Below are 25421 nucleotides of genomic sequence, written 5' to 3'. Positions count from 1 at the left end.
CCGAGCTGGTGATGGGCTGCAGTTTGACCTCGCCGGCGACAACCGCAAGATCGGAATCGTCGCGCGCTCCTGCGTGACGTGAGCGGTTGGCGGGGAAGTCTGGGACGACAATCAGAGTGCGGTGCCGGTGGAGGCCGGCACCGCGTGACGACTATCCCTTGTACCCCATCAACAATCGCGGCAGCCACAGCGAGAAGGCCGGCACGTAGGTCACGAACATCAGGGCGGCGATCAGGGCGGCGTAGAACGGCAGGATGGTGCGCATGACGGCGCCGACCGAGATGCCGCCGATGGCGCAGCCGACGAACTGCGTGGTGCCGACCGGCGGGGTGTTGAGGCCGAGCGCGCAGTTGATCAGCATCAGCATGCCGAACTGCACCGGATCCATGCCGGCCTTCATCGCGATCGGCAGAAAAATCGGCGTGCAGATCAGGATGGTGGCCGCCATGTCCATGAAGGTGCCGAGCAGGAACAGGATGACGTTGATCAAGAGGAAGATCATCCAGGGCTGCGTCGAGACCTTGCTCATCAGGTCGCCGGCGAAATCGGCGACCTCGTAGAGTCCCATCAGGTACTGGAACATGGTGGAGACGCCGATCAGCAGCAGCACGACGCCGGTGGTCTTCACCGCCTTGGCGGCGGCGCGCAGGAAGTTGGCCAGGGTCATCGTGCGGTAGATGAAGAACGTCAGCAGGATCGTGTAGGTCACCGCGACGGCCGCGGACTCCGTGGCGGTGAAGACGCCGGACAGGATGCCCGTCAGGATGATGCCGACGATCAGAAGGCCGGGCAGCGCCGCCGCGAACGAGCGGAAAACTTCCGGCCAGCCTGGAAACTTGCCGGCGGGATAGCCGCGCTTCACGGCGACCGCGTAGGCGGCGACCAGCATGCAGACCATCAGCACCAGCGCCGGCAGGAGACCGGCGGCAATCAGGGCGCCGATCGACACCTTGCCGCCGGCGGCGAGCGCATAGATGATCATGTTGTGACTGGTCGGCATCAGCGCGCCGACCAGCGAGGCGTGGGTGGTGACGTTGACGGCGTAGTCGGTGTCGAACCCCTCCTTCTTCATCATCGGGATCATCACCGCGCCCATCGCCGAGACGTCGGCGACGGGAGAGCCGGAGACGCCGCCGAACAAGGTGCAGGCGACGACATTGGACATGCCGAGTCCGCCGCGGATGTGGCCGACAAGATTCTTGGCGAGCTTCACGATCTTGTCGGCGACGCCGCCATGCAGCATCAGCTCGCCGCTGAAGACGAAGAACGGGATGGCGAGGAACGAGAAGATGTTCATCCCCGACATCATCTGTTGGAAGATGACGGCGACCGGCAGGCCTTCATACAGAATGGTGCAGATCGCGGAGAGGCCGATGGCGAAGGCGACGGGAACGCCGAGGATGAGAAAGCCGAAGAACGTGACGCCGAGAATGATCAGTTCCATGACGGGATGACCTCTTCACCGCGCAGGAGAGCAATGATGTGCTCGATCGAGAAGGAGACGATCAGGAGCCCGGAGACGACCAGCGGGACGTAGCGGACGAGCTCGGGCAGGCCGAGATTGGCGATCTTCACGGTGCCGACGGAGGCGCCGAGGATCCAGCCGTTGTAGGCCATGGCGATGCCGAACAGGGCGACCAGCACGTGAATCACGATCTCGATCTTCTCGCGCGTCGAGTCCGGCAGCATCACGAGGAGACTATCCATGCCGATATGTCCGGCGTCGCGGACGCCGACGGCGCCGCCGATCAAGGTGACATAGAGGATCAGGACCAGCGCCAGGTTCTCGGTCCAGGTCGGGCTGGAGTTGAGCACGTAGCGGCCGAACACCTGGTAGAACACGATGGTGACGATGACGAGCAGGCCGGCGACGGACAGATACATGCCCAGCCGCGCGATGATGGCGTTGATCCGCGTCAGCGGGCCGCGTGACGGGCGTCCCTCCCCATGCTCGTGGTCGCCGACATGTGGGTCTGTCATTCCCGTCCCTCCCCTGGCTTTCCTCCGGCGCCGCCTGATGGCGGCGCCGGACCGTGTGATTGTTGTTCTTGGTAGATGTCTTTGAAGTCGCGATTGTTACGTCGCTACTCTTACTTGGTATCCTGGATGCGCTTGACGAGGCTCGAGAGCTTCTCGTCGCCGGCGAACTTTTGGTAGACCGGCTTCATCGCGTCGACGAATTCCTGCTTGTTGGCGATCGTCACGACCTGGACGCCGGCGGCCTCGACGGCCTTGCGGGAGGTCTGCTCGCGCTCGTCCCACAGCTTGCGCATGACCGGCACGGAGTCCTTTGCCGCCTTGCGGATCATCGCCTGGTCCTCCTTGCTCAGGGTGTCCCAGACCTTCTTGGACATCACGAGGACTTCGGGCGCCAGCGAGTGCTCGGTGACGTTGTAGAACTTGGCGGCCTCGAAATGGCGCGAGGATTCGTAGGACGGCCAGTTGTTCTCGGCGGCGTCGACGAGGCCGGTCTTCAGCGCGGTGTAGACTTCGCCATAGGGCATCGGTGTCGGGTTCGCGCCGAGGCTCTGGATCATGCCGACCCAGAGGTCGGACTGCTGGACGCGGATCTTCAGGCCCTTGAGGTCGGCGAGCGACTTGACCGGCGCCTTGACCGTGTAGATCGAGCGCGCGCCGCTGTCGTAATAAGCGAGGCCGATCAGGCCGGCGGGCTCCATGGCGGCCAGGATCTCGTCGCCGATCGGACCATCGAGCACGGTGCGCATGTGCTGCGTGTCGCGGAACACGAAGGGCAGGCACAGCGCGACGGTCTCGGGCACGAAATTGTTCAGCGGCGAGGAGTTGATCCGCATCATGTCGAGCGCGCCGATCTTGAGCTGCTCGATCGTGTCCTTCTCGGAGCCGAGGGCGCCGTTCGGAAACACCTTGACGCCGAGCTTGCCGCCGCTCGCCGCCGCGAGCTGCTTGCCCATGAACTTGACGGCTTCGACCGTCGGATAGTCGGCGGGGTGCACGTCGGCGGAGCGGAAATCGCGCGCGATCGCGAACGGCGACGAGACCGCCAGCACAGCGGCCGCAATGATACCTGTAAGTGCCTTCATCCTGGCTTCCTCCTCATGTGATTATGTCGTTGTCGGCAGATGCTGCGGCCGCCTTGGGTCGCTGCACTTCAGATGCGAAGTCATGCGACAATATCACGCGTACGGCCAGTGGCATTTTCTGTCCAAGCCAAAGGCGGCATCGATCAATGCAAGAGTTGCATCGATCGATTGGGTGCGATCTGGCGCGATGCAACCACCGGGCCGATCGCCTCAGGGCGCCGCCTCGACGGCCGCGGCGACACCTGCCGGCGTCACCTCCGATGCGATCACCTTGCCCCGTCCGGCCCTTGCGCCCGGGCGGCGGGGCTGGCATTCCCACGGCTGATCTCCGGACCGGCCCGGCGCGTTTGCCGGTTGGTTACCAGCGCCGGGCTACAGCCGGTTCCCGAGCGCTTCCCGCGGCGTTGCTCCGGCCCGTCGCGTCCGATTTCGATTCGACCGAGGTTTTGACAGCCATGACCGTACGCCTGCACCGCGGCGACCTGCCCGATCTTTCCCGCTACACCTCGTCGGTCGCGATCGACACCGAGACGATGGGGCTCAATCCGCACCGCGACCGGCTGTGCGTGGTGCAGCTGTCGCCCGGCGACGGCTCGGCCGACGTGGTGCAGATCCCGAAGGGGCACACCGACGCGCCGAACCTGAAGGCGCTGCTCGGCAACCCGGACATCACCAAGATCTTCCACTTCGCGCGCTTCGACGTCGCGGCGCTGTTTCACGCGTTCGGGGTGATGCCGCAGCCGGTGTACTGCACCAAGATCGCTTCGCGGCTGGCGCGCACCTATACCGACCGCCACGGCCTCAAGGATCTCGTGCGCGAGCTGCTCAATGTCGATCTCTCCAAGCAGCAGCAGTCGAGCGATTGGGGCGCCGAGCAGCTCAGCGAGCCGCAGCTCGCTTATGCCGCCTCCGACGTGCTGCACCTGCATGCGCTGCGCGAGAAGCTCGACGTGATGCTCGCGCGCGAAGGGCGGCTGGCGCTGGCGCAGGCCTGCTTCGCGTTCCTGCCCCACCGGGCCACCCTCGATCTGGGCGGATTCGAGGCCGAGGACATCTTCGCGCATTCCTGACGGGGGCGAATCGCAGACGTGTTCACGATCATTAATGTCTCGTAATGATCGCGAGGCCCTTGCGTCGCGATTTCGCGCCAGTTCCAGGCTGCAATGGTGGGGCCCCCCATGGTAGGATGGGCGCTGTTTCGCGCGCATCCCGTGTCCGTCGGAGCCCTGGTGAACTCGGTCCACAACCCCGCCTATGATCCCACCCTGCAGGCGCGCTTTGCGGTCGCGGCGCGCCACAGCCGTTTCGTGCGCGTGCTGCGGGTCGCGGTGCCGGCGGCGGTCGGACTGGCGATGGCGGTCGTGATCGGCATCGCGCTGTTCAATCCGTTCCACATGGAGATCAACACCCCCAATCTCACCGGCAACCTCGTCATTTCCGGCCGCAAGATCACGATGGAGACGCCGCATCTGACCGGCTTCACGCCGGACCAGCGGCCCTATGATCTCGTCGCCAAGAGCGCCGTGCAGGACCTCACCGATCCCGATCACGTCGAGCTCAACATCCTCCGCGCCAAGGTGCTGATGGAGGATCAGTCGACGGTGACGTTGAAGGCCAATACCGGCGTGTTCGACACCAAGCAGCAGCAGCTCGAGCTGAAGAAGGACATCCTGCTGACGACGTCGACGGGCTACGAGGCGCGGCTGAGCCGGGCCTCGGTCGACATGGCCAAGGGCACCGTGAGCTCGGACGAGCGCGTCGACGTCAAGCTCACCAACGGGACGCTGTCCGCCGACCGCCTGCGCATCACCGACAATGGCGAGGTCATCCGCTTCGAGGGCAACGTGATGATGAACCTCGACAACATGAATGCCGCTCCGGCCACGACCGCGAGCGCCGATCCCGGCCGTCCGGCCCGCAACGTGAAGTGAGCTCATGACGACGTATCGTTTGATTGCCGCGGTCCGGCGCGGCGCCTCGTTCGGTGCGCTGGCGCTGATCGCGTTCGCCGATCCGCTGCAGGCGCAGAGCGCGACCACCGGGGTGCCGAACGCGCTGCAGGGATTTTCGCAGAACCGCGACCAGCCGATCCAGATCGAGGCCGCTGCGCTCGAGATGCGCGACAAGAAGAAGGAGGCGACCTTCACCGGCAACGTCAAGGTCGTGCAGGGCGATACCACCATGACCTCGAAATCGCTGGTGGTGTTCTACGACGGCGGCGCCCAGCCGGGCGGCGCCAAGTCGAGCAAGGCCACGCCGGCGGCGACGCCGGGGCCGGACGGCAGCTCGGCGATTCGCCGGTTGGAGGCGCGCGGCGACGTCAAGGTGACCCAGAAGGATCAGGTCGTGACCGGCGAGACCGCGGTCTACGACACCAAGACCAACATGATCTCGATGCAGGGCGGCGTGGTGCTGACCCAGTGCAAGAACGTGATGCGTGGCGACCGCCTGACGGTGGACATGACCACCGGCGTGTCGCGCGTCGAATCCGACAGCGGGCGCGGCGTGCAGGTGCTGCTGCCGCAGGCCGGCGCCGGCGCGGGCGGCGGCTGCGGTCCGTCGACCGCCTCGGCTCCGGGCAGCGCTGCGCCGCTGCAGCTCGGTCCAGGCAAATCGAAGTGACTTCAATTATTTAGCAAAACGCCGGCGGCCCAGTTGAACCGCGCCGCTGCTGCCTCTATCTAGCGGGCGGGCGGTTCTGTCGCAGGACCGATGTAACGGGAGGCCATGGAGCCCGTTGCATGGCTGCGAAAGAGTGATGCCGGACACGATTGCGATCTTGCGATCGGTCGCCTGCGTGGCGACCGCGACTTCGCCGTCAGACGACAAACTCCGAAGCGCGGCCTGCCGCGCTTTGGCCGGCCTCGCGCTCCCTGTGATCCGCGAGAGAGGTGAGATGCGTTCGCTCGCGGTGAGCGGGCGAGCCAGCGCTGCGGTCGGTGACGGGCAGCCTCGAAGGGCGTAAGCGAAGCGGGGATGGTGGATCTACTCGGCATGTTTCGTGGGCGTCCCGCCAAGCGCGGCCAGCGAGGCTCCTCGCGCCGGCGCGACGACATCACGGCCATGGACGATCCGTTCGGCAATTCCTACAGCGATGATCCGCTCGCCGCGCTCGCCGACTCCGTGCGCGATGAAACGGTGCCACGCATCAATCCGCGCTCGCCGCAGAACACCGAGCAGATCCAGCGCAAGCGGCCGGCCTCACAGCCGGCACCGGCCAAGCCGCGCAACAATGGCGCAGGCGGTGGCCCGCAATTGCTGCGCCGGCCGGGCTTCCTGGCCGTGCATTCGATCGAGAAGAGCTTTGGCAGCCGCCAGGTCGTGCGTGGCGTCTCGATCTATGTCCGCCGCGGCGAGGCCGTCGGCCTGCTCGGGCCGAACGGCGCCGGCAAGACCACCGTGTTCTACATGATCACCGGCCTGATCAAGGCCGATCGCGGCGCCATCGAGCTCGATGGCCATGACGTGACGCGGCTGCCGATGTATCAGCGCGCGCGGCTCGGCATCGGCTACCTGCCGCAGGAGGCCTCGATCTTCCGCGGCCTCACCGTCGAGCAGAACATCCGCGCCGTGCTCGAGGTGGTCGAGCCGTCGCGAAAGAAGCGCGAGCGCGAGCTCGACGCGTTGCTGGAAGAGTTCACCATCACGCGGCTGCGCAAGTCGCCGTCGATCGCGCTGTCCGGCGGCGAGCGTCGCCGCGTCGAGATCGCGCGCGCGCTGGCGACGCGCCCGAACTACATGCTGCTCGACGAGCCGTTCGCCGGCATCGATCCGATCGCGGTCGGCGACATCCAGCAGCTGGTGCGCCATCTCACCAACCGCGGCATCGGCGTGCTCATCACCGACCATAACGTCCGCGAGACGCTCGGCCTCACCGATCGTGCCTACATCGTCTATGCGGGGCAGATTCTCACCGAAGGCAGCCCGGAGGAGATCGTCGCCGATCCCGACGTGCGCCGGCTGTATCTCGGTGAGGAATTCCGGCTGTAGGGTTGCCGACGCGCTGTTTGTCCGCTTTGTCGGACACGGGACAGGTCGCGGAAACGCTGCGAATACCGCTGTTTCCAACTGCTTTGCGAGGGCCGGTAACCTCGTCTTCCGCGCGCGCCATACTCCCTTTTTCTTATTCGTCAAGCCGTGTACATCGCGCGCGGATTAGGATAAGCAAGAATTGGACCAGTAAGGGAATGTTCTTGCTCCCATGGCGTTGACGCAGAGATTAGAATTCCGCCAGTCGCAGTCGCTGGTGATGACGCCGCAGCTGATGCAGGCGATCAAGCTGCTGCAATTGTCCAATCTCGACCTCTCCACGTTCGTCGAAGAGGAGCTGGAGCGCAACCCGCTGCTGGAGCGCGCGAGCGACGGTCCGGAAGCGCCGGTCGCCGGCGAGCAGCAGATGTCCGAGCGAGCCGAGTTCTCGGAAGGTGGCGAGGCCGGCGGCGACGATTTCGGCGAGGGCGCGAGCGGCGGCGAGAGCTTCGAGGGCGCCCAGGACGACTGGATGAGCCGCGATCTCGGCACCCGTACGGAGATCGAACAGACGCTCGATTCCGGGCTCGAGAATGTGTTCTCCGAAGAGCCCGCCGAAGCGGCCGCGCGGACCGCGCAGGACGCCGCGCCGACCACCTACACCGAATGGGGCGGTGGCGCCTCCGGTGATGAGGACTACAATCTCGAAGCCTTCGTCGCGGCCGAGACCACGCTGTCGGATCATCTCGCCGAGCAGGCGGCGGTGGCCTTCACCGCGCCGGCCGACCGCATGATCGGCCAGTATCTGATCGATCTCGTCGACGAGGCCGGCTATCTGCCCGCCGATCTCGGCCAGGCCGCCGACCGGCTCGGCGCCGAGCAGGCCGACGTCGATGCCGTGCTCGGCGTGCTGCAGACGTTCGATCCGCCCGGCATCTGCGCCCGCAATTTGAGCGAATGTCTCGCGATCCAGCTGCGTGAGCTCGACCGCTACGATCCGGCGATGCAGGCGCTCGTCGAGCACCTCGATCTCCTGGCCAAGCGCGACTTCGTCGCCCTTCGCAAGCTGTGCGGCGTCGACGACGAGGACCTCGTCGACATGATCGGCGAGATCCGCAGGCTCGATCCGAAGCCGGGGCTGAAGTTCGGCACCACGCGCACACAGACCATGGTGCCCGACGTCTACGTCCGCCCGGGTCCCGACGGCGGCTGGCTGGTCGAGCTCAACAGCGACACGCTGCCGCGCGTCCTGGTGAACCAGCACTATTACTCCGAGCTGTCGAAGACGATCCGCAAGGACGGCGACAAGTCCTACTTCACCGACTGCCTGCAGAACGCGACGTGGCTGGTGCGTGCGCTCGATCAGCGCGCCCGCACGATCCTGAAGGTCGCGACCGAAATCGTGCGCCAGCAGGACGGCTTCTTCACCCACGGCGTCGCGCATCTGCGGCCGCTCAACTTGAAGGCCGTTGCGGATGCGATCCAGATGCATGAATCGACGGTTTCGCGCGTCACCGCCAACAAATACATGGCGACCAATCGCGGCACGTTCGAGCTGAAATATTTCTTCACCGCCTCGATCGCATCGGCCGATGGCGGCGAGGCGCACTCGGCGGAAGCCGTGCGCCATCACATCAAGCAGCTGATCGATGCGGAAGATCCCTCCGCAATTCTCTCCGACGACACCATCGTCGAGAAGCTGCGGACCGCCGGCATCGACATCGCCCGCCGCACGGTCGCGAAATACCGGGAGGCGATGCGGATCCCGTCCTCGGTGCAGCGCCGCCGCGACAAGCAGAGCATGCTGGCGCATGCCCTGTCGGCCCCCGCCAGCGCCGACCGCACCCGGGATGCCGCGTCAGTTTGACCGTGCCCCGCGATTGCGCCTTAACCAAATAGGCTTAGTGTCACACTTGGTTCACATGAATCGAGGCGACACATGACCCTGCGGATTTCCGGAAAGAGCATCAGCGTCAGCGAAGCGCTGCGTGGGCGCGTCAGCGAGCGCACCGACGAAGTCTTGCGAAAATACTTCGACGGCAACTATTCCGGCCATGTCACGCTCTCCAAGGATGGTTTCGGGTTCAAGACGGATTGCGCCCTGCACCTCGATTCCGGCATCACGCTCGAGGCCGAATCGAATGCGCCGGACGCCTATGCCAGCGCCGACCAGGCGCTCCTGATGATCGAGAAGCGCCTGCGCCGCTACAAGAGCCGGCTGAAGGACCGCTCGGGGCGCAAATCCCATGCGGCCAATGCGGCGCTCGCCAATCTCGACGGCGCGGTGCTGGATGCGCCGAGCTACGTGATCGAGGCGCCGGCCGAGGGCGACGAGGAGATCACTGGCTACAGTCCGGTGATCATTGCCGAGAACACCACGGCGCTGAAGCGGCTGTCGGTGTCGGAAGCCGTCATGGAGCTCGATCTTTCGGGGGCGCCCTGCATGGTGTTTCAGCACGGCTCCAGCGGCCGGGTGAACATCATCTACCGCCGCGCCGACGGCAATATCGGCTGGGTCGATCCACCGGCGGTGAAACCGTAGTCACGCGGATGCGTTCCAGGGATCTCCTGGCGGCGCGAAAACCGGTTCCCGATCAGGCGGTTGGCGGACGGGTTGCGACGTCACGCCACGGCAATGAAGGGATGCGACCAAGCGGTTGGGGCGCTGGCGCCTTCAGGCCGCCACGCTCCGGCGATCTTTAAGGATAGGCTGCGGGAACACGCTTGCGGGTGTTGGCACGGCCGTTGCGTTGGGGTAGAAGCCCCACCCATCGGACACGGGTTAAGCCCGCCTGCCGCCTCAGCTTCTTGACGCCGGTCTGTCCCGACCTATTTCGCACCCTGACGGTTCAATCACCTCGGAACGCCCTATGCCGATTACCGATCTGGTCGCACCCGAGGCGATCGTGCCGGCTTTGAAGGTCATCAGTAAGAAGCAGGCGCTGCAGGAGCTTGCCGCCCGCGCGGCTGCGCTGACCGGGCAGAACGAGCGCAACATCTTCGAAGTGCTGCTGCAGCGGGAGAAGCTCGGAACCACGGCCGTCGGGTATGGCGTGGCGATTCCCCACGGCAAGCTGCCGAAGCTGGAGAAGCTGTTCGGCCTGTTCGCCCGGCTGGAGCGGCCGATCGATTTCGAGGCCATGGACGGCCAGCCGGTCGATCTGGTGTTCCTGCTGCTGGCGCCGGAAGGCGCCGGTGCCGACCATCTGAAGGCCTTGGCGCGGATCGCCCGGCTGCTCCGCGACCAGGATGTCGCCAAGAAGCTCCGTGCCTCGCGCGACGCCCAGGCGATCTATTCGGTGCTGGCGCTGCCGCCCGCCTCCGCGGCCTGACGTCGTATCGCGCCGCCGCCCTGCAAGGACCGGGAAAGCCTGCTGGCGAGCTTCCGCGCCGCACTGAACCCGCTCGTCCGCGCGGGTGGGTGCAACGGCGTCGGCTCGTAGCCGAACTCGACGACGAGCTCCTGGAATGCCTCGCTGCGGAGCAGGTCGAAATGATGCGGCATCATTCGCTCCTTGTAGATGCCGACCTTCCGGCCCCGTCCCGACGACGTCAGACCGCGGCCGAGCACATCGAGCTCCGCGGCCGTCTTCCGCGGCAGCCCCAAATAGTCACAGATGCCGTGAAGGACGGGAAACGACGACCGCGCCACATCGTCGGCCGCGAGCTCTGCATAGAGCTCTTCGAACCTCACGGTCAGGCAGGCCGGCGAGTCCAGCCAGCTCATGAAGTTCTTGATGCCGGACCGGGGCAAAGAGAGGAGGGTCGACGTGATTCGGGAGGCGTCGTCGGGGTGAGCGGCCGATCCGGCCGACCGCAGATAGGCGTTCCACTTCCGCATCTTCGGGTAGGCCGCCGAATGGTAGACGAAGTCGACCCAGCTCACGACGATGTCGCGGGGATCGCGGACGATGAACAGCATCTTGTGGTCCGGTCTGCCCAGCAGGTATTGCTCGAGATACGGACAGTACTCGGTATGCGAGGCGCAGGAGTAGCCGGAGCTCAGGGCCGACGCCCAGAGCGGCGCCGGGAGCGCGCGTCCGTAGTCGAGCGAGCCGTCGGGATTCAGCCTGCTGATCGATGACGTGTAGGTGTGATAGCCGACATCGACGTGACCACCCAGCGCTCTGACGAGTTCGACCAGCAGGTACGTTCCTGCTTTCGGCACGCTGTTGCAGATGACGTAGTAAGGGCTCGGTCCCGGCGGAGGACTGTCCACAAAGACGTGCCGGTTGGGGAGGGTCCCGCGTGCAAGCTCTCGATAGACGCCGCCTGCATCAAGCCGTGATCCATGCATCTGCCATCCCTACACATGCTCGTCACACATCGGACTAGCGCGTGCCGCAACGGGGACAACTTAAGGATTGGACACCTTCGCCTTAAACCCGGTCGGATTGTATCTGGTTGTCAAATCGACCGTTCCAGACATCGATGGAAACAAATTTCTCAAAGGCGCTTTCAGCAGCCGCGTCGTCTGACGCCGGCTATCGCAACGATCTCGCCATGTAGCGCACCGTCTTGGCGCCGCCATGGATGCCGGCCGTCGCCAACGGCGCGAAGCCGAGCGCAGCATGAAACGCGTCCGACTGCGGATTGGGCGGATCCAGCTTGACCTCGCAGACGATGTGGTCGTGGCCCGCCGCGGTCGCCTCCCGAATCAGCTCCTCATAGAGCTGCCGCGCCAGGCCCCGGCCGCGGGCGGCCGGCGCCACCACGATGCGGTCGACATAGACGAACCGATCGTAGCGCGCCCGGAACCAGCGGTGATTCGGATTGTCATAGGCGGCGGCGTGATCCAGCGCGATCACCAGCGCGTCGGCCCAACCAACGCGCCGGGCGCGCCAGGCTCGATCGACCAGCTGCTCCAGCGCGTCGGGCGAGAGCCAGGACAGCTCCGAGGCATGCGCATTGTTGAGCGCGAGCAGTGCGTCCGCGAGCGCACGATCTGCGCTCAGCTCTGCGGCGCTCAGGGGTGTTGTCGGCAACGTCATGTGCGGCGCTCGCTCCGGGCAGAAAAAAGGGCCGCCCCCGTTTCCGGGGACCGCCCTCGTGTCAGTGCGTGAGCCACATGGATCTCGTGAGCATCAAGTCTCACGAGACGCGGTTGCCGCAGGCGCTGCGGCGCGGCCTTTGCGTCAGTGCACGCTCACGGCCTGGAGTTCGTGGCTCCAAGCATTCGCAATCGCGGCTTCGCGGCTGTCGGTCAGCATGATCGGCGTGCCGTCAGCGGCATGCAAGGCGAACAGCTTCAGTCCCGGCGCGATGTGCGGTGCCTGCGGAAACAGTCCCGGTACGTCCTCGGAGCGGATCTGCTTCACATAAGCAATGTGGCCCTCGCCCAAGGTAGCCAGCGACTCCAGGGAGACGGGGGATTCCGACGCAACATTACCTTCAGTCATGGTCTCGACTCCTTCTGAGACTCAAGCGGTCGAGTCCGCTACTCGTTCCATCAAACCATTATTCGTGTTCATTGATCGCTATTGTCTTAACGATCCGCTCAGGCTCCGGCCTGGCCAGATCGACCGACAACAACCCGTTCTTCAGGTCCGCACCGAGCACATGCATTCCCTCCGCCAGCACGAAGGTGCGCTGGAAGTGGCGCGCGGCAATGCCGCGATGAATGTATTGCCTGGTCTTGTCGTCCTGCTGCCGGCCGCGGATGACCAGCTGGTTTTCCTCAATGGTGACATCGAGTTGGTCGCGGGTGAAACCCGCCACCGCCAGCGTGATCCGCAGACGCTCGGGCTGGCCATTGGTGCGTTCGAACCGCTCGATATTGTACGGCGGATACCCGTCGGCACCTTTGACGACGCGGTCGAGCACGCGCTCGATCTCGTCGAAGCCCAGCAGAAACGGACTGGAGAGCGAAGGAACACGAGACATGGTTTACAAAGTCCTCTCGAAGCGACTTTGATGTATCAGGGCCCTGTCGGCACCCCTTGAGCAGCAATATGGGCACGATCCGGGGTGCGTTCAAGCACCCCGAATGCGCCGGAACGGTCAGCCTGTGGAAGGGCTTAAGCCGATAGCCGCTGCCGGCCGTCGGCCGAGAACAGGTGCAGCTTGGCCCGCGGCGCCACGGCGCGAATCCGCGCGCCGATCTCCGGCGCGGCCGTGCCCGGCAGCCGCACGATGATGTCGTTGGCGGTGGCGGAGAGCCGGTCGTCGCTGCCGGCGTCCTGGCGCGCGCCGTAGACATAGGTTTCGGCGCCGACGTGCTCGATCGCTTCGACGCGGAGGTCGAGCCCGACCCCGCCCGCCGGAACGGTGTCGCCGAGCTCGAAATCTTCAGGGCGGATGCCGAGCTGGCCGGCATCGGCGGGAACCGCGTCGGCACCGTGCAACTGGGGACGGAGGCCATCGACCGGCATCAGGTTCATCGGCGGCGCGCCGATGAACGATGCGACGAAGGTGGTGGCGGGCTTCTGATAGATCTCGAGCGGATTGCCGATCTGCTCGACCTTGCCGCCGTTCATCACCACCAGGATGTCGGCGAGCGTCATCGCCTCGAGCTGGTCGTGGGTGACGTAGATCGCGGTGGTGTTGAGCCGGCGCTGCAGCTTGCGGATCTCGACCCGCATCGCGATGCGCAGCTTGGCGTCCAGGTTGGAGAGCGGCTCGTCGAACAGGAACACCTTGGGCTGGCGCACGATGGCGCGGCCCATCGCGACGCGCTGGCGCTGGCCGCCGGAGAGCTGGCGCGGCTTCCGCTCGAGCATGGTGCCGAGCTCGAGGATGCGAGCGGCGTCCTCGACGCGCGTCCTGATCTCCTTCTCGGCCATGCGGCGATTGCGCAGGCCGTAGGCCATGTTGTTGTAGACGGTCATATGCGGGTAGAGCGCGTAATTCTGGAACACCATCGCGATGTCGCGATCGGCCGGCTCGATCGCATTGACGATGCGGCCGCCGATGTCGATCTCGCCCGAGGTGATCGTCTCGAGCCCCGCGACCATCCGCAGCAGGGTGGATTTGCCGCAGCCCGACGGGCCGACCAGCACGCAGAACTGACCGTCGCCGACATCGATATCGACGCCTTTGATGGCTTCGAAACCGCCCTGGTAGACCTTGCGGACGTTGCGGAGGGTGACGTTGGCCATGGAATGATTACCGGTAGAGGTTGAGCAGCGGGCGGTGGCAGGCGAATGGCGAATGGGGAGTGGCGAGGAGGGGAAGGCGAACGGCTTCTGATGCCCGGATGTCTCTATTCGCTATTCGCCACTCCCTATTCGCCGTCCTCACTTTTCCGTCTCCACCAGCCCCTTGACGAACAGGCGCTGCATGACGACGACGACGAACACCGGCGGCAGCATCGCGAGCACTGCGGTCGCCATGACGATCGGCCACTCCGTCAGCGCGTCGGTCGTCGTGATCATCTTGCGGATGCCGATCTGGATGGTCTGCATGTCGTCGCGCGTCGTGATCAGCAGCGGCCAGAGATATTGATTCCAGCCGAGGATGAACAGGATCACGAACAGCGCCGCCATGTTGGTGCGCGACAGCGGCAGCAGGGTGTCCCAGAAGAAGCGGAACGGCCCGGCGCCGTCGATGCGGGACGCCTCCAGCAGCTCGTCCGGCACGGTCATGAAGAACTGGCGGAACAGCAGCGTCGCAGTGGCGGACGCGATCAGCGGCAGCGCGAGCCCCGCATAACTGTCGAGCATATGGAGGTCGGCGACGATCTTGTAGGTTGGATAGATGCGCACCTCGACCGGCAGCATCAGGGTGATGAAGATGAGCCAGAAGATCGGCATGCGGAACGGGAAGCGGAAGTAGACGACCGCATACGCCGAGATGATCGAGATCGCGATCTTGCCGACGGCGATCGAGAGCGCCATGACCAGCGAGTTCAAAAGCATGGTCGCAACCGGCTCGCGGGTCGAGCCGCTCGTGCCGACGAAGATCGTCTGATAGTAGGTCGACAGGAAGTGCCCGCCCGGCAGCAGCGACATCTGCCCGTTGGCGATCACCGCATTGTCCTGCGTCGAGGCGACGAATGCGAGATAGACCGGGAACGCGACGATCGCGATTCCGATCCACAGGATGACATGCGCGACGTAGCGTCGAATGCCTACTTGCTCGACCATCAGTAGGTCACCTTGCGCTCGACGAAGCGGAACTGGATCGCCGTCAGCACGATGACGATGACCATCAGAACGACGGATTGTGCAGCCGAGGAGCCGAGATTGCCGCCGAGCAGGCCATCGGTGTAGACCTTGTAGACCAGCGTCTCGGTGGACTTGCCAGGACCGCCGCGGGTCATCGTGTCGATGATGCCGAACGTCTCGAAGAAGGCGTAGACGATGTTGATCACCAGCAGGAAGAAGATGGTCGGCGACAGCAGCGGGAAGGTCACGGTCCAGAACCGCCGCATCGGCCGTGCGCCATCGATCGCGGCGGCTTCGAGCACGCTTTTGGGGATGCTCTGCAGCCCGGCGAGGAAGAACAGGAAGTTGTAGGAGATCTGCTTCCAGGCGGCCGCGAGAATGATCTGCAGCGCCGCCTGGTCACCGTCGAGCAGCGGATTCCAGTCGATGCCCATGGCGCGCAGATAGCGCGAGATCACGCCGAGCGAGGGATGCAGCATGAAGATCCAGAGCACGCCCACCACCGGCGGCGCCACGGCATAGGGCCAGATCAGCAGCGTCCGGTACAGCGTCACGCCGCGCAGCGGCTTGTCCGCCATGACCGCGAGCAGCAGCGCGACCGACAGCGACGAGAATGCGATGGCGAAGGAGAAGCCGAAGGTGCGGAGAATGGCTTCAAAATAGTCCGGCTGGCTGAGCAGGTCGGCGTAGTTCTCGAACCAGACGAAGCTCGTGGACAGGCCGAACGCGTCCTGCAGCAGGAACGACTGGATGACGGCCTGGATCGCGGGCCAATAGAAGAAGATCAGCACGATCGCGAGCTGGGGAGCGACCAGCACGAACGGCAGCAGCTTTGACTGGAAGATGGCGTTCTTCTGCATGATCGGTCGGCGAGCCGGCAGGCCGCGGGTGGCCTGCCGGCTCTTGGCCTTATTTCACGGCCGTCTTTTCGAACTGGCGCAGCATCTGGTTGCCGCGCTCGACGGCCGCGTCCAGCGCCTGTTTGGCGGTCTTCTTGCCGGCCAGAGCCTGCTCGATCTCCTCCGACCAGACGTCACGCAGCTGCACCATGTTGCCCAGGCGCAGGCCGCGGGAGTTCTCGGTCGGCTCCTTGTTGGTCAACTCGAGCAGCGGGGTCTCCAGATAGGGCTGATCCTTGTAGAAGCCCTCGGCCTTGGCCTTGGCATAGGCGGCCTTGGTGATCGGCAGATAGCCCGACGCCTTGTGGATGTAGACTTGGCGGTCGGTGTCCGAGAGGAAGGTCAGGAACTTGGCGACGCCCTTGTACTCATCGGCCGACTTGCCGCCCATGACCCAGAGCGAAGCGCCGCCGATGATCGAGTTCTGCGGCGCGCCCTTCACGTCGGGGTAATACGGCATCGGTGCGGCGGTGAAGGCGAACTTCGCCTGCGCCTTGACGTTGCCGAAGAACGCCGACGAGGTCAGGTAGATCGGGCATTCGCCCGAGGTGAAGCGGCCCTCGCCGGTGTTGGTGCGGCCGGCGTAGTCATAGGTCTTGTCCTTCTGCAGCTCGACCAGGTTTTCGAGATGCTTGACCTGCAGCGGACCGTTGAACTCGAGCACGGTGTCGAAGCCGTCGAGGCCGTTGGCCTTGCTGGCGAGCGGCACGTTGTGCCAGGCGGAGAGCTGCTCGAGATTGACCCAGGTTACCCACGAGCCGGAGAAGCCGCAGGTCGGGTGGCCGGCCGCGTGGAGCTTCTTGGCGGTCTCGAACAGCTCGGGCCAGGTCTTCGGGATCTCGGCGTTGACCTTCTTCAGCTCATCGAGATTGACCCACATGACGGTGGAGGACGAGTTGAAGGGGAAGGACAGCATTTCGCCCTTCGAGGTCGAATAGTAGCCGGTGATGGCCGGCAGGTAGCTCTTGGGATCGAACTTCTCGCCGGCGTCCTGCATCAGCTTGTAGACCGGCTTCACGGCGCCGGTGGCGGCCATCATCGTGGCAGTGCCGACCTCGAACACCTGCATGATATGCGGCGCATTGCCGGCGCGGAACGCGGCGATGCCGGCATTCATCGTGTCGGCGTAGTTGCCCTTGTAGGTCGGAACGACCTTGTAGTCGGTCTGCGAGGCGTTGAAATCGTTGGCGAGCTTGACGATGACGTCGTTGTTGGCGCCGGTCATCGCGTGCCACCACTGAATCTCCGTCACCGCGTGTGCGGGTGCGGCGGCGCCAAGGACCAGCGTGGCTGCCGCAGCGGCGGCTGTCCAGAATTGTCGAAGTGACATTAAAAAAATTCCTCCCATGGAACGTCATCGGCGTCGCGGCCGTAGCAGCGCGAGATGACAGTTTTGTGAATGTATAACCGGTTGGATCGTCAGCGGAAAGCGCGTTCATCGCCGCGGAACGCAGCGACTTGCGGGAGACGGTAGCGGCGCCGGGGTGATGCCCGGGCGGCGCTCGCGTTGGGAGACGACAGGCTGATGGCTCCTCAGCGCTTGCGCTCGGCGCAGACCGTGCCCTCGGAGAGCAGGGCCTGGATCTCGGGCTCCGAGTAGCCGAACTCGCTGAGCACCTCCTGCGCGTGCTGGCTGTACTTCGGCGGGGTGGAGCGCAGGCTCGGCTTGGTGCGTTCGAGCCGGATCGGCGACGCCACGCCCTTGTACCAGTCCTTCTCGATGACATCGCCGCGATAGATCGTGTGCGGATTGGTCAGCGCCTGGTCGATCTTCTGCACGGGTCCTGCCGGCAAACCGGCCGCAAGCAGGCGGTCGCACAGCGGCTCCGCCTCGAATTGGCTGAACACGGCGGCGAGCTCGGCGCGCAGTGCCTCGCGATTGGCGACGCGATCCTTGTTGCGGGCGAAGCGCGGATCGGTGCCGAGTTCCGGCCGGCCGATTTCCTTGGCGAGCTTGCGGAAGGTGCCGTCATTGCCGACGCCGATGAAGATATCGTCGGTCCTGGTCGGGAAGATCGCATAGGGCACGAGGTTCGGATGCTCGTTGCCGGTCAGCGACGGCGGCTTGCCATGCATGAAGTAGTTTGCGGTATGCGGATGCATGATCGCGAGGCCGGTCTCATACAGCGTGACCTCGAGGAACTGACCGAGCCCAGAACGCTGCCGTTCCGACAGCGCCATCAGGATGCCGATCGCGGCATAGAGGCCGGTGGTGATGTCGACCAGCGGCACGCCGATCCGCATCGGCCCGCTTTGCGGCGAGCCGGTCGCGGCGATCATGCCGGTCATCGCCTGGATGATCGCGTCATAGCCGGGATTGCCGCCGCGCGGACCGTCGGCACCGAAGCCGCAGATGCGGCAGTGCACCAGCTTCGGGAATTTCTCGCGCAGCGTGTCGCTGCCGATGCCCCATTTCTCCAAGGTGCCGGGCTTGAAGTTCTCGATCAGCACGTCGGCGGTCTCGAGCATCCGCATCAGCACGACGCGTCCGCCCTCGGACGCGAGATCGAGGCCGATCGAGCGCTTGTTGCGGTTGATCCCGACGAAATAGGCGGCGTCCTCGTCGTGGAACGGAGGGCCCCAGTCGCGCACCTCATCGCCGGCCGGCGGCTCGACCTTGATCACGTCGGCGCCGTGATCGGCCAGGATCTGCGTGCAATAGGGCCCGCCGAGCACGCGCGTCAGATCGATCACGCGCAGTCCGGCCATGGCGCCGGGAGCAAATTGAGGTGTCATCGGATGTCGCGAGGTTGGTTACAGCTCGCGATCATTAAGCATTGCTGCGGCGGTGGCGCAAACGGGGGCTGCCATGCGGCAGGACAACGGAGGCCGTCCTGCCGCACGACGGAATTGAAGCTCAGACGACGGTCAGCTTGACGTCGACATTGCCGCGCGTGGCGTTGGAATAGGGGCACACCTCATGCGCCTTGGCGACCAGCGCCTCGGCGTCAGCCTTGGCGAGGCCGGGCAGAGAGACGGCGAGCTCGACGGTGATGCCGAAGCCGCCTTCCGAGCGCGGCCCGATGCCGACGGTGGAGGTCACCGACGTGTCGGCGGGAACCTTCGGGCCGCCCTGCGAGCCGACGAACTTCATCGCGCCGATGAAGCAGGCGGCGTAGCCGGCCGCGAACAGCTGCTCGGGATTGTTGCCGGCGCCGCCGCCGCCACCGAGCTCCTTCGGGGTGGAGAGCTTGACCTTGAGCGAGCCGTCGAGGGTCGCCGCCTCGCCGTCGCGGCCGCCGGTGGCCTTGGCGCTGGTCGTGTAGAGCACGTTCACGGACATGGAGTGTCTCCTGGTTGGACGAATTCAGCGAGTCCATATTGCATACAATTAGATTGTGCACAATATGATTGTTCGGTAGAAAATTCGTGATCGGTGCGCCGGGCCCGTTGTCGATGCGAGGCGTGCGGGCTCAAGATGCCGATAGGATCGACCTGTGGTGACCTCGATGCGAAAGAAGTCCGCGGCAGACGTGCCGCTCCAGCTCGGCAACCAGCTCTGCTTCGCCGTCTATTCGACCGCGCACGCCTTCAACCGCGTCTACAAGCCGCTGCTCGACCGCCTGGGCCTGACCTATCCGCAATATCTGGTCATGCTGGTGCTGTGGGAGCAGGACGGCCTGACGGTGAAGGACATCGGCGCCCGCCTGTTCCTCGATTCCGGCACGCTGACGCCGCTGCTGAAGCGGATGGAGGCTACGCATCTGGTGAAGCGGACCCGGTCGGCCGAGGACGAACGGCAGGTGCTGGTCACCCTGACGAGCCAGGGCGCGAGCCTGCGCGACAAGGCAAGAGCGATCGTGCCGCCGGCGATCCTGGACGCAACGGGATGCTCGATCGCGGAGCTCACGGATCTGCACGGCAAGCTGGTGAAGCTGCGGGAGCGGCTCGATGCGGCGGCGGAGGGGTGAGACCTCCCGCCAGATCAGCCTCGGAGCACCGCATCGTTAGAGGCGCTTCTTCGCAAACGCCCGACCTGAGCCAGATTTCAGATACTTCTCGAAGGCGAAGGCCTGCTTCACGTCGTTGAAAGCGATGTAAGTCTTGAGCCGCCACGGCCGAAACTTCGAGGTGTGCGGGACTTCGCCTGCATTGTGCTTCGCGACCCGAGCCGGGACGTCGTCTGTGATGCCGGCGTAGAAGTGCTCGCCATCGAGGCTTTCGAGGATGTAGACAAACTTCATGGCAGGCCGCCCCGACCCTTCTAGGTACGATTGTGGCAGGCGATGCCGCTTAGGGTCTACAGCTTCGGTCGAATGAGCAGTTCGAAGGAGGTGGCCTTATCGCCCGGAGCCCAGGTCCGCCTTCGCCCTTCGGGCTATGGCGCGACAGCCCTCGCACGCTTCGCGCAATTGGCGGATTAGGGTGGCTTGCCGAGCCGAAGCTCGCGAAGCGACGGAGAGGGGGGTATCGTCGTGCGGAGCGAAGTCCGCCTTCGCCTTCCCGCCTGCGCCAAAGAGGGCTCCGGCGTCCAGGCTACGGCGCGGCAGCCTCCGCTCGCTTCGCTCAATTGGCAGATTGGGGTGGCTTGCCGAGCCGAAGCTCGCGAAGCGAGCGAAGGCTGGTGGAGCCAGGCGGGATCGAACCGCCGACCTCTTGCATGCCATGCAAGCGCTCTCCCAGCTGAGCTATGGCCCCTGAACCGAACCGGCGGTCTGGGTGACCGCCGGGGAGCACCGTGAACCACAGTTCGCGGCTGATCTCAAGTGTCTTCGACGATTATTCTTCGTCGCCGCCGACATCACCGATGATGTCGGTCACGTCCTCGTCGCCTTCTTCCTCGTCGGCGATGAAGGTCGAGTCATCATCCTCGTCATCGTCGAGGGTCTCGTCGATCTCGATGTCGTCCTCCGATTCGGGAACGACGGCCTTGACCTTGCCGGAGTTCTCCTCGGCATCGGCCTCCTCGAGCGACACCAACTCCTCGGCCTCGGCGGGCTCAACCACGTCGGCCGCCGCAGCGGCACGCGCAGCCTCGCCGCGCATGGCGCGGGTCGGAGCCACGGGCGCGATCGGCACGACCTCGCCGGTGTAGGGCGAAATCACCGGGTTCTTGTTGAGGTCATAGAACTTTTTGCCCGTGGTCGGGCAAATGCGTTTGGTTCCGAGCTCGGATTTGGCCACGTGCAGGCGTCCTGGCAATGTCTGAAAAGCGGTGTCTCACTTGGCTAGTTGCCGCGCCGCTGTCAATAGCGCTGTCAACGGGAAAATCACCGCTCGTGACGGAGGGCGGGGGCTGTGATACCTGCCGCGTCCGAAACACGAGGATCCCGCCGTGAGCACGTCAGCCGCCCCGACTCCCCTGGAATCACGCGCCTCCGGGCCCCTCTCGGGCACGATTCGCGTGCCTGGCGACAAGTCGATCTCGCACCGGGCGCTGATCCTGGGGGCGCTGTCGGTCGGCGAGACCCGGATTTCCGGCCTGCTCGAGGGCGAGGACGTCCTCAACACCGCCGAATCGATGCGATCCCTGGGTGCCAAGGTCGAGCGCACCGGCGACTTCGCGTGGACCGTCCGTGGCGTGGGGGTCGGCGGCTTCGCCCAGCCCAGCACACCGCTCGATTTCGGCAACTCCGGCACCGGCTGCCGGCTGGTGATGGGCGCCGTCGCCGGTTGCCCGATCACGGCCGTTTTCGACGGTGATGCCTCGCTGCGCAGCCGTCCGATGCGGCGCATCCTCGACCCGCTGGCGCTGATGGGCGCGAAGGTGGTGTCGATCGCCGAGGGCGGCAAGCTTCCGTTGACCCTGCAGGGCGCCGGCAACCCAGTGCCGATCGAGTATCGCACGCCGGTGGCTTCGGCCCAGATCAAGTCGGCGGTGCTGCTCGCGGGCCTCGCCGCACCCGGTGTGACCACCGTGATCGAGCAGGAGGCCAGCCGCGACCATACGGAGCTGATGCTGAAGCATTTCGGCGCGGAGATCGTGACCACGCCGGAAGGGTCTCATGGCCGCCGCATCGCACTGACCGGCCAGCCGGAGCTGTGTGGTGCCCCCGTGATCGTTCCCGCCGACCCGTCCTCGGCCGCGTTCCCGCTGGTCGCCGCGCTGATCGTCGATGGCTCGGACCTCGTGCTGTCGGACGTGATGACCAACCCGCTGCGCACCGGCCTGTTCACGACCCTGCGCGAGATGGGCGCCTCGATCGAGGAGGACGACGTCCGCGGCGATGCCGGCGAGCCCATGGCCCGGCTGCGCGTGCGCGCCTCGAAGCTGAGGGGCGTCGTCGTGCCGCCCGAGCGCGCGCCGTCGATGATCGACGAATATCTCGTCTTGGCCGTCGCCGCCGCCTATGCCGAGGGCACCACCGTGATGCGCGGCCTGCATGAGCTGCGCGTCAAGGAATCCGACCGGCTGGAGGCCACCGCGGCGATGCTGCGTGTCAACGGCGTCAAGGTCGAGATCAGCGGCGATGACCTGATCGTCGAGGGCCGCGGTCACGTGCCGGGCGGCGGCATCGTCGCGACCCACATGGACCACCGCATCGCGATGTCCGCCCTCGTGATGGGCCTCGCGTCCGACAAGCCGGTCACCGTCGACGACACCGCCTTCATCGCCACCAGCTTCCCGGATTTCATCCCGCTGATGTGCAAGGCGGGCGCGGATTTCGCATGATCATCGCCATCGACGGCCCGGCGGCCTCGGGCAAGGGCACCATGGCCAAGCGTCTCGCGGCGCATTACGGCCTCAGGCACCTGGATACGGGCGTGATCTACCGGGCCGTTGCCCATGCGCTGCTGACCGCCGGCATCGACCTCAAGGACGAGGTGCGGGCGGCGGACGTCGCCATGAGCCTGGATCCCTCGACCTTCGACAATCCGGCGCTGAGGTCGCACCAGGTCGGGTCCGCGGCCTCCGTGGTCTCGGCGTTGCCGAAAGTGCGCGAGGCGCTGGTGGCCTTCCAGCGTCAGTTCGCAAGCCAGCCACCCGGTGCCGTGCTCGACGGCCGTGACATCGGAACCGTGATCTGCCCGGACGCCGAGGTGAAGATCTACGTCGTCGCCGATCCCCGCATCCGGGCGCATCGCCGCACGCTCGAGGCGCTTTCGCGGGGGGAACCGGCCGACGAGGCGGCCATTCTGGCCGACATCCTGGCGCGCGACGAGCGCGACCAGAACCGGGCCGTCGCGCCTTTAAAACAAGCCCCGGATGCTTACTTGCTTGACAACTCCCATTTGGATATAGAAGGCGGCGTCCGGGCCGCCATCGACATCGTCGAGGCCGTTCGAGCGGGCCGCCAGCGGGTTTGATTTCCGCCGGCGTCATTGGAGGAAAGCCCGCTCCCGCCCTTGACCGTCGATAGCTCGATTGCGGTTCAATCGAGTCCGATCAGCCGGACGCACTTCATACGTATCGCATGTGCAGGCACTGCCGGCCCGCGTCGTTTGCGCTTATCGCGCTGACAGCGCGGACGTCTGGGGATTTGTGGACCTCCAGGCACTGTCCATTCGATGCGCCGATCAACCCAAGCTGGCGAGAATGTCCGCATCTGGAGAACAAATGGCTTCGAGTACCTCTGCTTCTTCCTACAATCCCAGCCGCGATGATTTCGCCGCGATGCTGGACGAGTCCTTCACCAAGGGCAACCTGCAGGAAAGCTCTGTCGTCAAGGGCAAGGTTGTTGCGATCGAGAAGGACATGGCCGTCATCGACGTCGGCCTGAAGACCGAAGGCCGCGTGGCGCTGCGCGAATTCGCCGGGCCCGGCCGTGACAGTGAATTGAAAGTCGGCGACGAGGTCGAAGTGTTCCTCGATCGCATCGAGAACGCGCTCGGCGAAGCGGTGCTGTCGCGCGACAAGGCGCGCCGCGAAGAGAGCTGGGGCAAGCTCGAGAAGGCGTTCCAGAACAACGAAAAGGTCAACGGCGTCATCTTCAACCAGGTCAAGGGCGGCTTCACCGTCGACCTCGACGGTGCCGTGGCCTTCCTGCCGCGCTCGCAGGTCGACATCCGTCCGATCCGCGACGTCGCGCCGCTGATGAACAACTCGCAGCCGTTCCAGATCCTCAAGATGGACCGTCGCCGCGGCAACATCGTCGTGTCGCGCCGGACCGTGCTGGAAGAGACCCGCGCCGAGCAGCGCCAGGAGCTGGTGCAGAACCTCGAAGAGGGTCAGGTGATCGACGGCGTCGTCAAGAACATCACCGATTACGGTGCGTTCGTCGACCTCGGCGGCATCGACGGCCTGCTGCACGTCACCGACATTGCCTGGCGCCGTGTCAACCATCCGACCGAGGTGCTGAGCATCGGTCAGACGGTCAAGGTCAAGATCATCAAGATCAACCACGAGACGCACCGCATCTCGCTGGGCATGAAGCAGCTGCTCGACGATCCGTGGCAGGGCATCGAGGCGAAGTACCCGCTGCAGGCCCGTTTCCATGGCCGCGTCACCAACATCACCGACTACGGCGCGTTCGTCGAGCTCGAGCCGGGCATCGAAGGCCTGATCCACGTCTCCGAGATGTCGTGGACCAAGAAGAACATGCACCCCGGCAAGATCGTCTCGACCTCGCAGGAAGTCGAAGTGCAGGTGCTCGAAGTCGACAGCGTCAAGCGCCGCATCTCGCTCGGTCTCAAGCAGACCATGCGCAACCCGTGGGAGGTCTTCGTCGAGAAGCATCCGACGGGTTCGGTCGTCGAGGGCGAAGTCAAGAACAAGACCGAGTTCGGCCTGTTCCTGGGTCTCGAAGGCGACGTCGACGGCATGGTCCATCTCTCGGACCTCGACTGGAAGCAGCCGGGCGAGCAGGTCATCGACAACTACAAGAAGGGCGACATGGTCAAGGCCGTGGTGCTCGACGTGGACGTGGAGAAGGAGCGCATCTCGCTCGGCATCAAGCAGCTCGAAGGCGATCCCTTCGCCGAGCCGGGCGATGTCAAGAAGGGTGCGGTCGTCACCTGCGAGGTGCTCGACGTCAAGGACGGCGGCATCGACGTCAAGATCACCGGCACCGACTTCACCACCTTCATCAAGCGCTCCGAGTTGGCACGCGATCGCAACGATCAGCGCACCGAGCGGTTCGCCGTCGGTGAGAAGGTCGATGCCCGCGTGATCCAGTTCGACAAGAAGGCCCGCAAGGTCCAGGTGTCGATCAAGGCGCTGGAAGTCGCTGAAGAGAAGGAAGCCATCGCGCAGTACGGCTCGTCCGATTCGGGCGCGACGCTGGGCGACATTCTGGGCACCGCGCTCAAGAACCGCGACTCGAAGTAAGCCTTCGATCCGCGTGACGAGATCAAAGCCCCGGCTTCGGCCGGGGCTTTTTTGTGCCCCCAGGGCATTTCGACCCGCCCCTCGCCATCGCATATGCGGATACGCCCGGCCATGACGACGTGGAGAGAGATGAGAGCAAGACTCCGATCATCGAATACGCTAGCCCTGCGGCCTGCTC

The 25421-nt window shown here is 65.1% G+C and carries 26 protein-coding genes and 1 tRNA gene; 11 read left to right on the top strand and 16 right to left on the bottom strand.

Annotated elements, in window-relative coordinates; translation table 11 throughout:
• Nucleotides 1-151: 151 nt before the first annotated feature.
• From ACQR1X_RS12920 to ACQR1X_RS12910, 3 genes are all read right to left on the bottom strand, one after another.
• Nucleotides 152-1444 (bottom strand): TRAP transporter large permease, encoded by a 1293-nt coding sequence (locus tag ACQR1X_RS12920; protein WP_434874523.1) that lies wholly within the window; start codon nt 1442-1444, stop codon nt 152-154.
• On the bottom strand, nt 1435-1980 hold the full coding sequence (locus tag ACQR1X_RS12915; protein ID WP_316215390.1) for a TRAP transporter small permease: 546 nt from the start codon (nt 1978-1980) through the stop codon (nt 1435-1437). Before ACQR1X_RS12915 ends, ACQR1X_RS12920 begins: the two co-directional genes overlap by 10 nt.
• 110 nt (nt 1981-2090) lie before the next feature.
• Nucleotides 2091-3062 (bottom strand): TRAP transporter substrate-binding protein, encoded by a 972-nt coding sequence (locus ACQR1X_RS12910; protein WP_316215389.1) that lies wholly within the window; start codon nt 3060-3062, stop codon nt 2091-2093.
• Nucleotides 3063-3517: 455 nt separating this feature from the next.
• On the opposite strand from ACQR1X_RS12910, the gene ACQR1X_RS12905 reads away from it, so the two are divergent.
• From ACQR1X_RS12905 to ptsN, 7 genes are all read left to right on the top strand, one after another.
• Nucleotides 3518-4132: a ribonuclease D gene (locus ACQR1X_RS12905; RefSeq protein ID WP_315758171.1), complete on the top strand. Its 615-nt coding sequence runs from the start codon at nt 3518-3520 to the stop codon at nt 4130-4132.
• 159 nt (nt 4133-4291) lie between these two features.
• Nucleotides 4292-4993 (top strand): LPS export ABC transporter periplasmic protein LptC, encoded by a 702-nt coding sequence (gene lptC / locus ACQR1X_RS12900; protein WP_434899032.1) that lies wholly within the window; start codon nt 4292-4294, stop codon nt 4991-4993.
• 4 nt (nt 4994-4997) lie between these two features.
• Nucleotides 4998-5684 (top strand): LptA/OstA family protein, encoded by a 687-nt coding sequence (locus ACQR1X_RS12895; protein WP_315805646.1) that lies wholly within the window; start codon nt 4998-5000, stop codon nt 5682-5684.
• A 354-nt stretch (nt 5685-6038) separates the two neighbouring features.
• A complete protein-coding gene (gene lptB, locus ACQR1X_RS12890) occupies nt 6039-7052 on the top strand; it encodes an LPS export ABC transporter ATP-binding protein (protein ID WP_315805647.1) in 1014 nt (337 codons plus the stop codon).
• A 211-nt stretch (nt 7053-7263) separates the two neighbouring features.
• The gene (gene rpoN, locus ACQR1X_RS12885; protein ID WP_316178970.1) at nt 7264-8898 is read left to right on the top strand and encodes an RNA polymerase factor sigma-54; all 1635 of its coding nucleotides are present in this window, start codon (nt 7264-7266) and stop codon (nt 8896-8898) included.
• Nucleotides 8899-8970: 72 nt separating this feature from the next.
• Nucleotides 8971-9573 carry a ribosome hibernation-promoting factor, HPF/YfiA family gene (gene hpf, locus ACQR1X_RS12880; protein ID WP_315741249.1) on the top strand — a complete coding sequence of 201 codons (603 nt, stop codon included), beginning with the start codon at nt 8971-8973 and terminating at the stop codon, nt 9571-9573.
• Between the two features lie 328 nt (nt 9574-9901).
• The gene (gene ptsN, locus ACQR1X_RS12875; RefSeq protein ID WP_315805649.1) at nt 9902-10363 is read left to right on the top strand and encodes a PTS IIA-like nitrogen regulatory protein PtsN; all 462 of its coding nucleotides are present in this window, start codon (nt 9902-9904) and stop codon (nt 10361-10363) included.
• On the opposite strand, the gene ACQR1X_RS12870 is transcribed toward ptsN, so the two are convergent.
• From ACQR1X_RS12870 to ACQR1X_RS12825, 10 genes are all read right to left on the bottom strand, one after another.
• Nucleotides 10324-11250: a sulfotransferase domain-containing protein gene (locus tag ACQR1X_RS12870; protein ID WP_434898961.1), complete on the bottom strand. Its 927-nt coding sequence runs from the start codon at nt 11248-11250 to the stop codon at nt 10324-10326. The two genes, ptsN and ACQR1X_RS12870, sit on opposite strands and share 40 nt — an antisense overlap.
• A 265-nt stretch (nt 11251-11515) precedes the next feature.
• Complete coding sequence (locus ACQR1X_RS12865) at nt 11516-12022, bottom strand: GNAT family N-acetyltransferase (RefSeq protein ID WP_434898960.1); 507 nt, start codon at nt 12020-12022, stop codon at nt 11516-11518.
• A gap of 144 nt (nt 12023-12166) precedes the next feature.
• Nucleotides 12167-12430, bottom strand: a complete 264-nt coding sequence (locus ACQR1X_RS12860; protein ID WP_009026315.1) for a DUF1150 family protein — start codon at nt 12428-12430, stop codon at nt 12167-12169.
• A 58-nt stretch (nt 12431-12488) separates the two neighbouring features.
• The gene (locus tag ACQR1X_RS12855) at nt 12489-12914 is read right to left on the bottom strand and encodes an Hsp20 family protein (RefSeq protein WP_006613108.1); all 426 of its coding nucleotides are present in this window, start codon (nt 12912-12914) and stop codon (nt 12489-12491) included.
• Nucleotides 12915-13048: 134 nt separating this feature from the next.
• Nucleotides 13049-14128 (bottom strand): sn-glycerol-3-phosphate import ATP-binding protein UgpC, encoded by a 1080-nt coding sequence (locus tag ACQR1X_RS12850; protein ID WP_434898959.1) that lies wholly within the window; start codon nt 14126-14128, stop codon nt 13049-13051.
• A gap of 138 nt (nt 14129-14266) precedes the next feature.
• On the bottom strand, nt 14267-15115 hold the full coding sequence (gene ugpE / locus ACQR1X_RS12845; protein ID WP_434898958.1) for a sn-glycerol-3-phosphate ABC transporter permease UgpE: 849 nt from the start codon (nt 15113-15115) through the stop codon (nt 14267-14269).
• Nucleotides 15115-15996, bottom strand: a complete 882-nt coding sequence (gene ugpA, locus ACQR1X_RS12840; RefSeq protein WP_315805654.1) for a sn-glycerol-3-phosphate ABC transporter permease UgpA — start codon at nt 15994-15996, stop codon at nt 15115-15117. Before ugpA ends, ugpE begins: the two co-directional genes overlap by 1 nt.
• 49 nt (nt 15997-16045) lie before the next feature.
• Nucleotides 16046-17365, bottom strand: coding sequence for a sn-glycerol-3-phosphate ABC transporter substrate-binding protein UgpB (ugpB, locus tag ACQR1X_RS12835; RefSeq protein ID WP_316178976.1), 1320 nt, complete (start codon nt 17363-17365; stop codon nt 16046-16048).
• A gap of 203 nt (nt 17366-17568) precedes the next feature.
• Complete coding sequence (locus ACQR1X_RS12830) at nt 17569-18771, bottom strand: CaiB/BaiF CoA transferase family protein (RefSeq protein WP_434898957.1); 1203 nt, start codon at nt 18769-18771, stop codon at nt 17569-17571.
• Between the two features lie 121 nt (nt 18772-18892).
• A complete protein-coding gene (locus ACQR1X_RS12825) occupies nt 18893-19318 on the bottom strand; it encodes an organic hydroperoxide resistance protein (RefSeq protein WP_316178980.1) in 426 nt (141 codons plus the stop codon).
• 166 nt (nt 19319-19484) lie between these two features.
• Here ACQR1X_RS12825 and ACQR1X_RS12820 point away from each other — a divergent pair, with 166 nt between their 5' ends.
• On the top strand, nt 19485-19946 hold the full coding sequence (locus ACQR1X_RS12820) for a MarR family winged helix-turn-helix transcriptional regulator (protein WP_316239369.1): 462 nt from the start codon (nt 19485-19487) through the stop codon (nt 19944-19946).
• A gap of 36 nt (nt 19947-19982) precedes the next feature.
• Here the strand turns inward: ACQR1X_RS12820 and ACQR1X_RS12815 are convergent, their stop codons facing one another.
• The 3 genes from ACQR1X_RS12815 to ACQR1X_RS12805 form a co-directional block, all read right to left on the bottom strand.
• A complete protein-coding gene (locus ACQR1X_RS12815) occupies nt 19983-20219 on the bottom strand; it encodes a GIY-YIG nuclease family protein (protein ID WP_315805659.1) in 237 nt (78 codons plus the stop codon).
• A gap of 378 nt (nt 20220-20597) precedes the next feature.
• Nucleotides 20598-20673 (bottom strand) — tRNA-Ala (locus tag ACQR1X_RS12810).
• Nucleotides 20674-20754: 81 nt separating this feature from the next.
• Nucleotides 20755-21159, bottom strand: a complete 405-nt coding sequence (locus tag ACQR1X_RS12805) for a TIGR02300 family protein (protein WP_315805660.1) — start codon at nt 21157-21159, stop codon at nt 20755-20757.
• 151 nt (nt 21160-21310) lie between these two features.
• Between ACQR1X_RS12805 and aroA the strand changes: the two genes are divergently transcribed.
• The 3 genes from aroA (at nt 21311) to rpsA (ending at nt 25243) form a co-directional block, all read left to right on the top strand.
• Nucleotides 21311-22648 carry a 3-phosphoshikimate 1-carboxyvinyltransferase gene (gene aroA / locus ACQR1X_RS12800; RefSeq protein ID WP_316178984.1) on the top strand — a complete coding sequence of 446 codons (1338 nt, stop codon included), beginning with the start codon at nt 21311-21313 and terminating at the stop codon, nt 22646-22648.
• Nucleotides 22645-23283, top strand: a complete 639-nt coding sequence (gene cmk / locus ACQR1X_RS12795) for a (d)CMP kinase (RefSeq protein WP_434838703.1) — start codon at nt 22645-22647, stop codon at nt 23281-23283. Before aroA ends, cmk begins: the two co-directional genes overlap by 4 nt.
• Before the next feature lie 250 nt (nt 23284-23533).
• Entirely contained in the window at nt 23534-25243 is a 1710-nt protein-coding gene (rpsA, locus tag ACQR1X_RS12790; protein ID WP_315741235.1) for a 30S ribosomal protein S1, read from the top strand.
• The last annotated feature ends 178 nt before the right edge of the window (nt 25244-25421 follow it).

The sequence above is a fragment of the Bradyrhizobium sp. HKCCYLRH3073 genome (assembly GCF_051167995.1).
Classification (GTDB): domain Bacteria; phylum Pseudomonadota; class Alphaproteobacteria; order Rhizobiales; family Xanthobacteraceae; genus Bradyrhizobium.
Note: the sequence above shows the minus strand (reverse complement) of the source record. Positions and strands in the feature narration are given on the sequence as shown.

Bases quoted from the DNA above. Each gene is read 5' to 3' on its own strand.
- cmk (WP_434838703.1), top strand. From the start codon at position 22,645: ATGATCATCGCCATCGACGGCCCGGCGGCCTCGGGCAAGGGCACCATG.
- ptsN (WP_315805649.1), top strand. From the start codon at position 9,902: ATGCCGATTACCGATCTGGTCGCACCCGAGGCGATCGTGCCGGCTTTG.
- ACQR1X_RS12830 (WP_434898957.1), bottom strand. From the start codon at position 18,771: ATGACACCTCAATTTGCTCCCGGCGCCATGGCCGGACTGCGCGTGATC.
- ACQR1X_RS12895 (WP_315805646.1), top strand. From the start codon at position 4,998: ATGACGACGTATCGTTTGATTGCCGCGGTCCGGCGCGGCGCCTCGTTC.
- ACQR1X_RS12910 (WP_316215389.1), bottom strand. From the start codon at position 3,062: ATGAAGGCACTTACAGGTATCATTGCGGCCGCTGTGCTGGCGGTCTCG.
- ugpE (WP_434898958.1), bottom strand. From the start codon at position 15,115: ATGGTCGAGCAAGTAGGCATTCGACGCTACGTCGCGCATGTCATCCTG.
- ACQR1X_RS12815 (WP_315805659.1), bottom strand. From the start codon at position 20,219: ATGAAGTTTGTCTACATCCTCGAAAGCCTCGATGGCGAGCACTTCTAC.
- ugpB (WP_316178976.1), bottom strand. From the start codon at position 17,365: ATGTCACTTCGACAATTCTGGACAGCCGCCGCTGCGGCAGCCACGCTG.
- lptB (WP_315805647.1), top strand. From the start codon at position 6,039: ATGGTGGATCTACTCGGCATGTTTCGTGGGCGTCCCGCCAAGCGCGGC.
- ACQR1X_RS12860 (WP_009026315.1), bottom strand. From the start codon at position 12,430: ATGACTGAAGGTAATGTTGCGTCGGAATCCCCCGTCTCCCTGGAGTCG.
- hpf (WP_315741249.1), top strand. From the start codon at position 8,971: ATGACCCTGCGGATTTCCGGAAAGAGCATCAGCGTCAGCGAAGCGCTG.
- rpoN (WP_316178970.1), top strand. From the start codon at position 7,264: ATGGCGTTGACGCAGAGATTAGAATTCCGCCAGTCGCAGTCGCTGGTG.
- ACQR1X_RS12850 (WP_434898959.1), bottom strand. From the start codon at position 14,128: ATGGCCAACGTCACCCTCCGCAACGTCCGCAAGGTCTACCAGGGCGGT.
- ACQR1X_RS12915 (WP_316215390.1), bottom strand. From the start codon at position 1,980: ATGACAGACCCACATGTCGGCGACCACGAGCATGGGGAGGGACGCCCG.
- rpsA (WP_315741235.1), top strand. From the start codon at position 23,534: ATGGCTTCGAGTACCTCTGCTTCTTCCTACAATCCCAGCCGCGATGAT.
- ACQR1X_RS12825 (WP_316178980.1), bottom strand. From the start codon at position 19,318: ATGTCCGTGAACGTGCTCTACACGACCAGCGCCAAGGCCACCGGCGGC.
- ACQR1X_RS12905 (WP_315758171.1), top strand. From the start codon at position 3,518: ATGACCGTACGCCTGCACCGCGGCGACCTGCCCGATCTTTCCCGCTAC.
- ACQR1X_RS12920 (WP_434874523.1), bottom strand. From the start codon at position 1,444: ATGGAACTGATCATTCTCGGCGTCACGTTCTTCGGCTTTCTCATCCTC.
- ugpA (WP_315805654.1), bottom strand. From the start codon at position 15,996: ATGCAGAAGAACGCCATCTTCCAGTCAAAGCTGCTGCCGTTCGTGCTG.
- ACQR1X_RS12820 (WP_316239369.1), top strand. From the start codon at position 19,485: ATGCGAAAGAAGTCCGCGGCAGACGTGCCGCTCCAGCTCGGCAACCAG.
- ACQR1X_RS12855 (WP_006613108.1), bottom strand. From the start codon at position 12,914: ATGTCTCGTGTTCCTTCGCTCTCCAGTCCGTTTCTGCTGGGCTTCGAC.
- ACQR1X_RS12865 (WP_434898960.1), bottom strand. From the start codon at position 12,022: ATGACGTTGCCGACAACACCCCTGAGCGCCGCAGAGCTGAGCGCAGAT.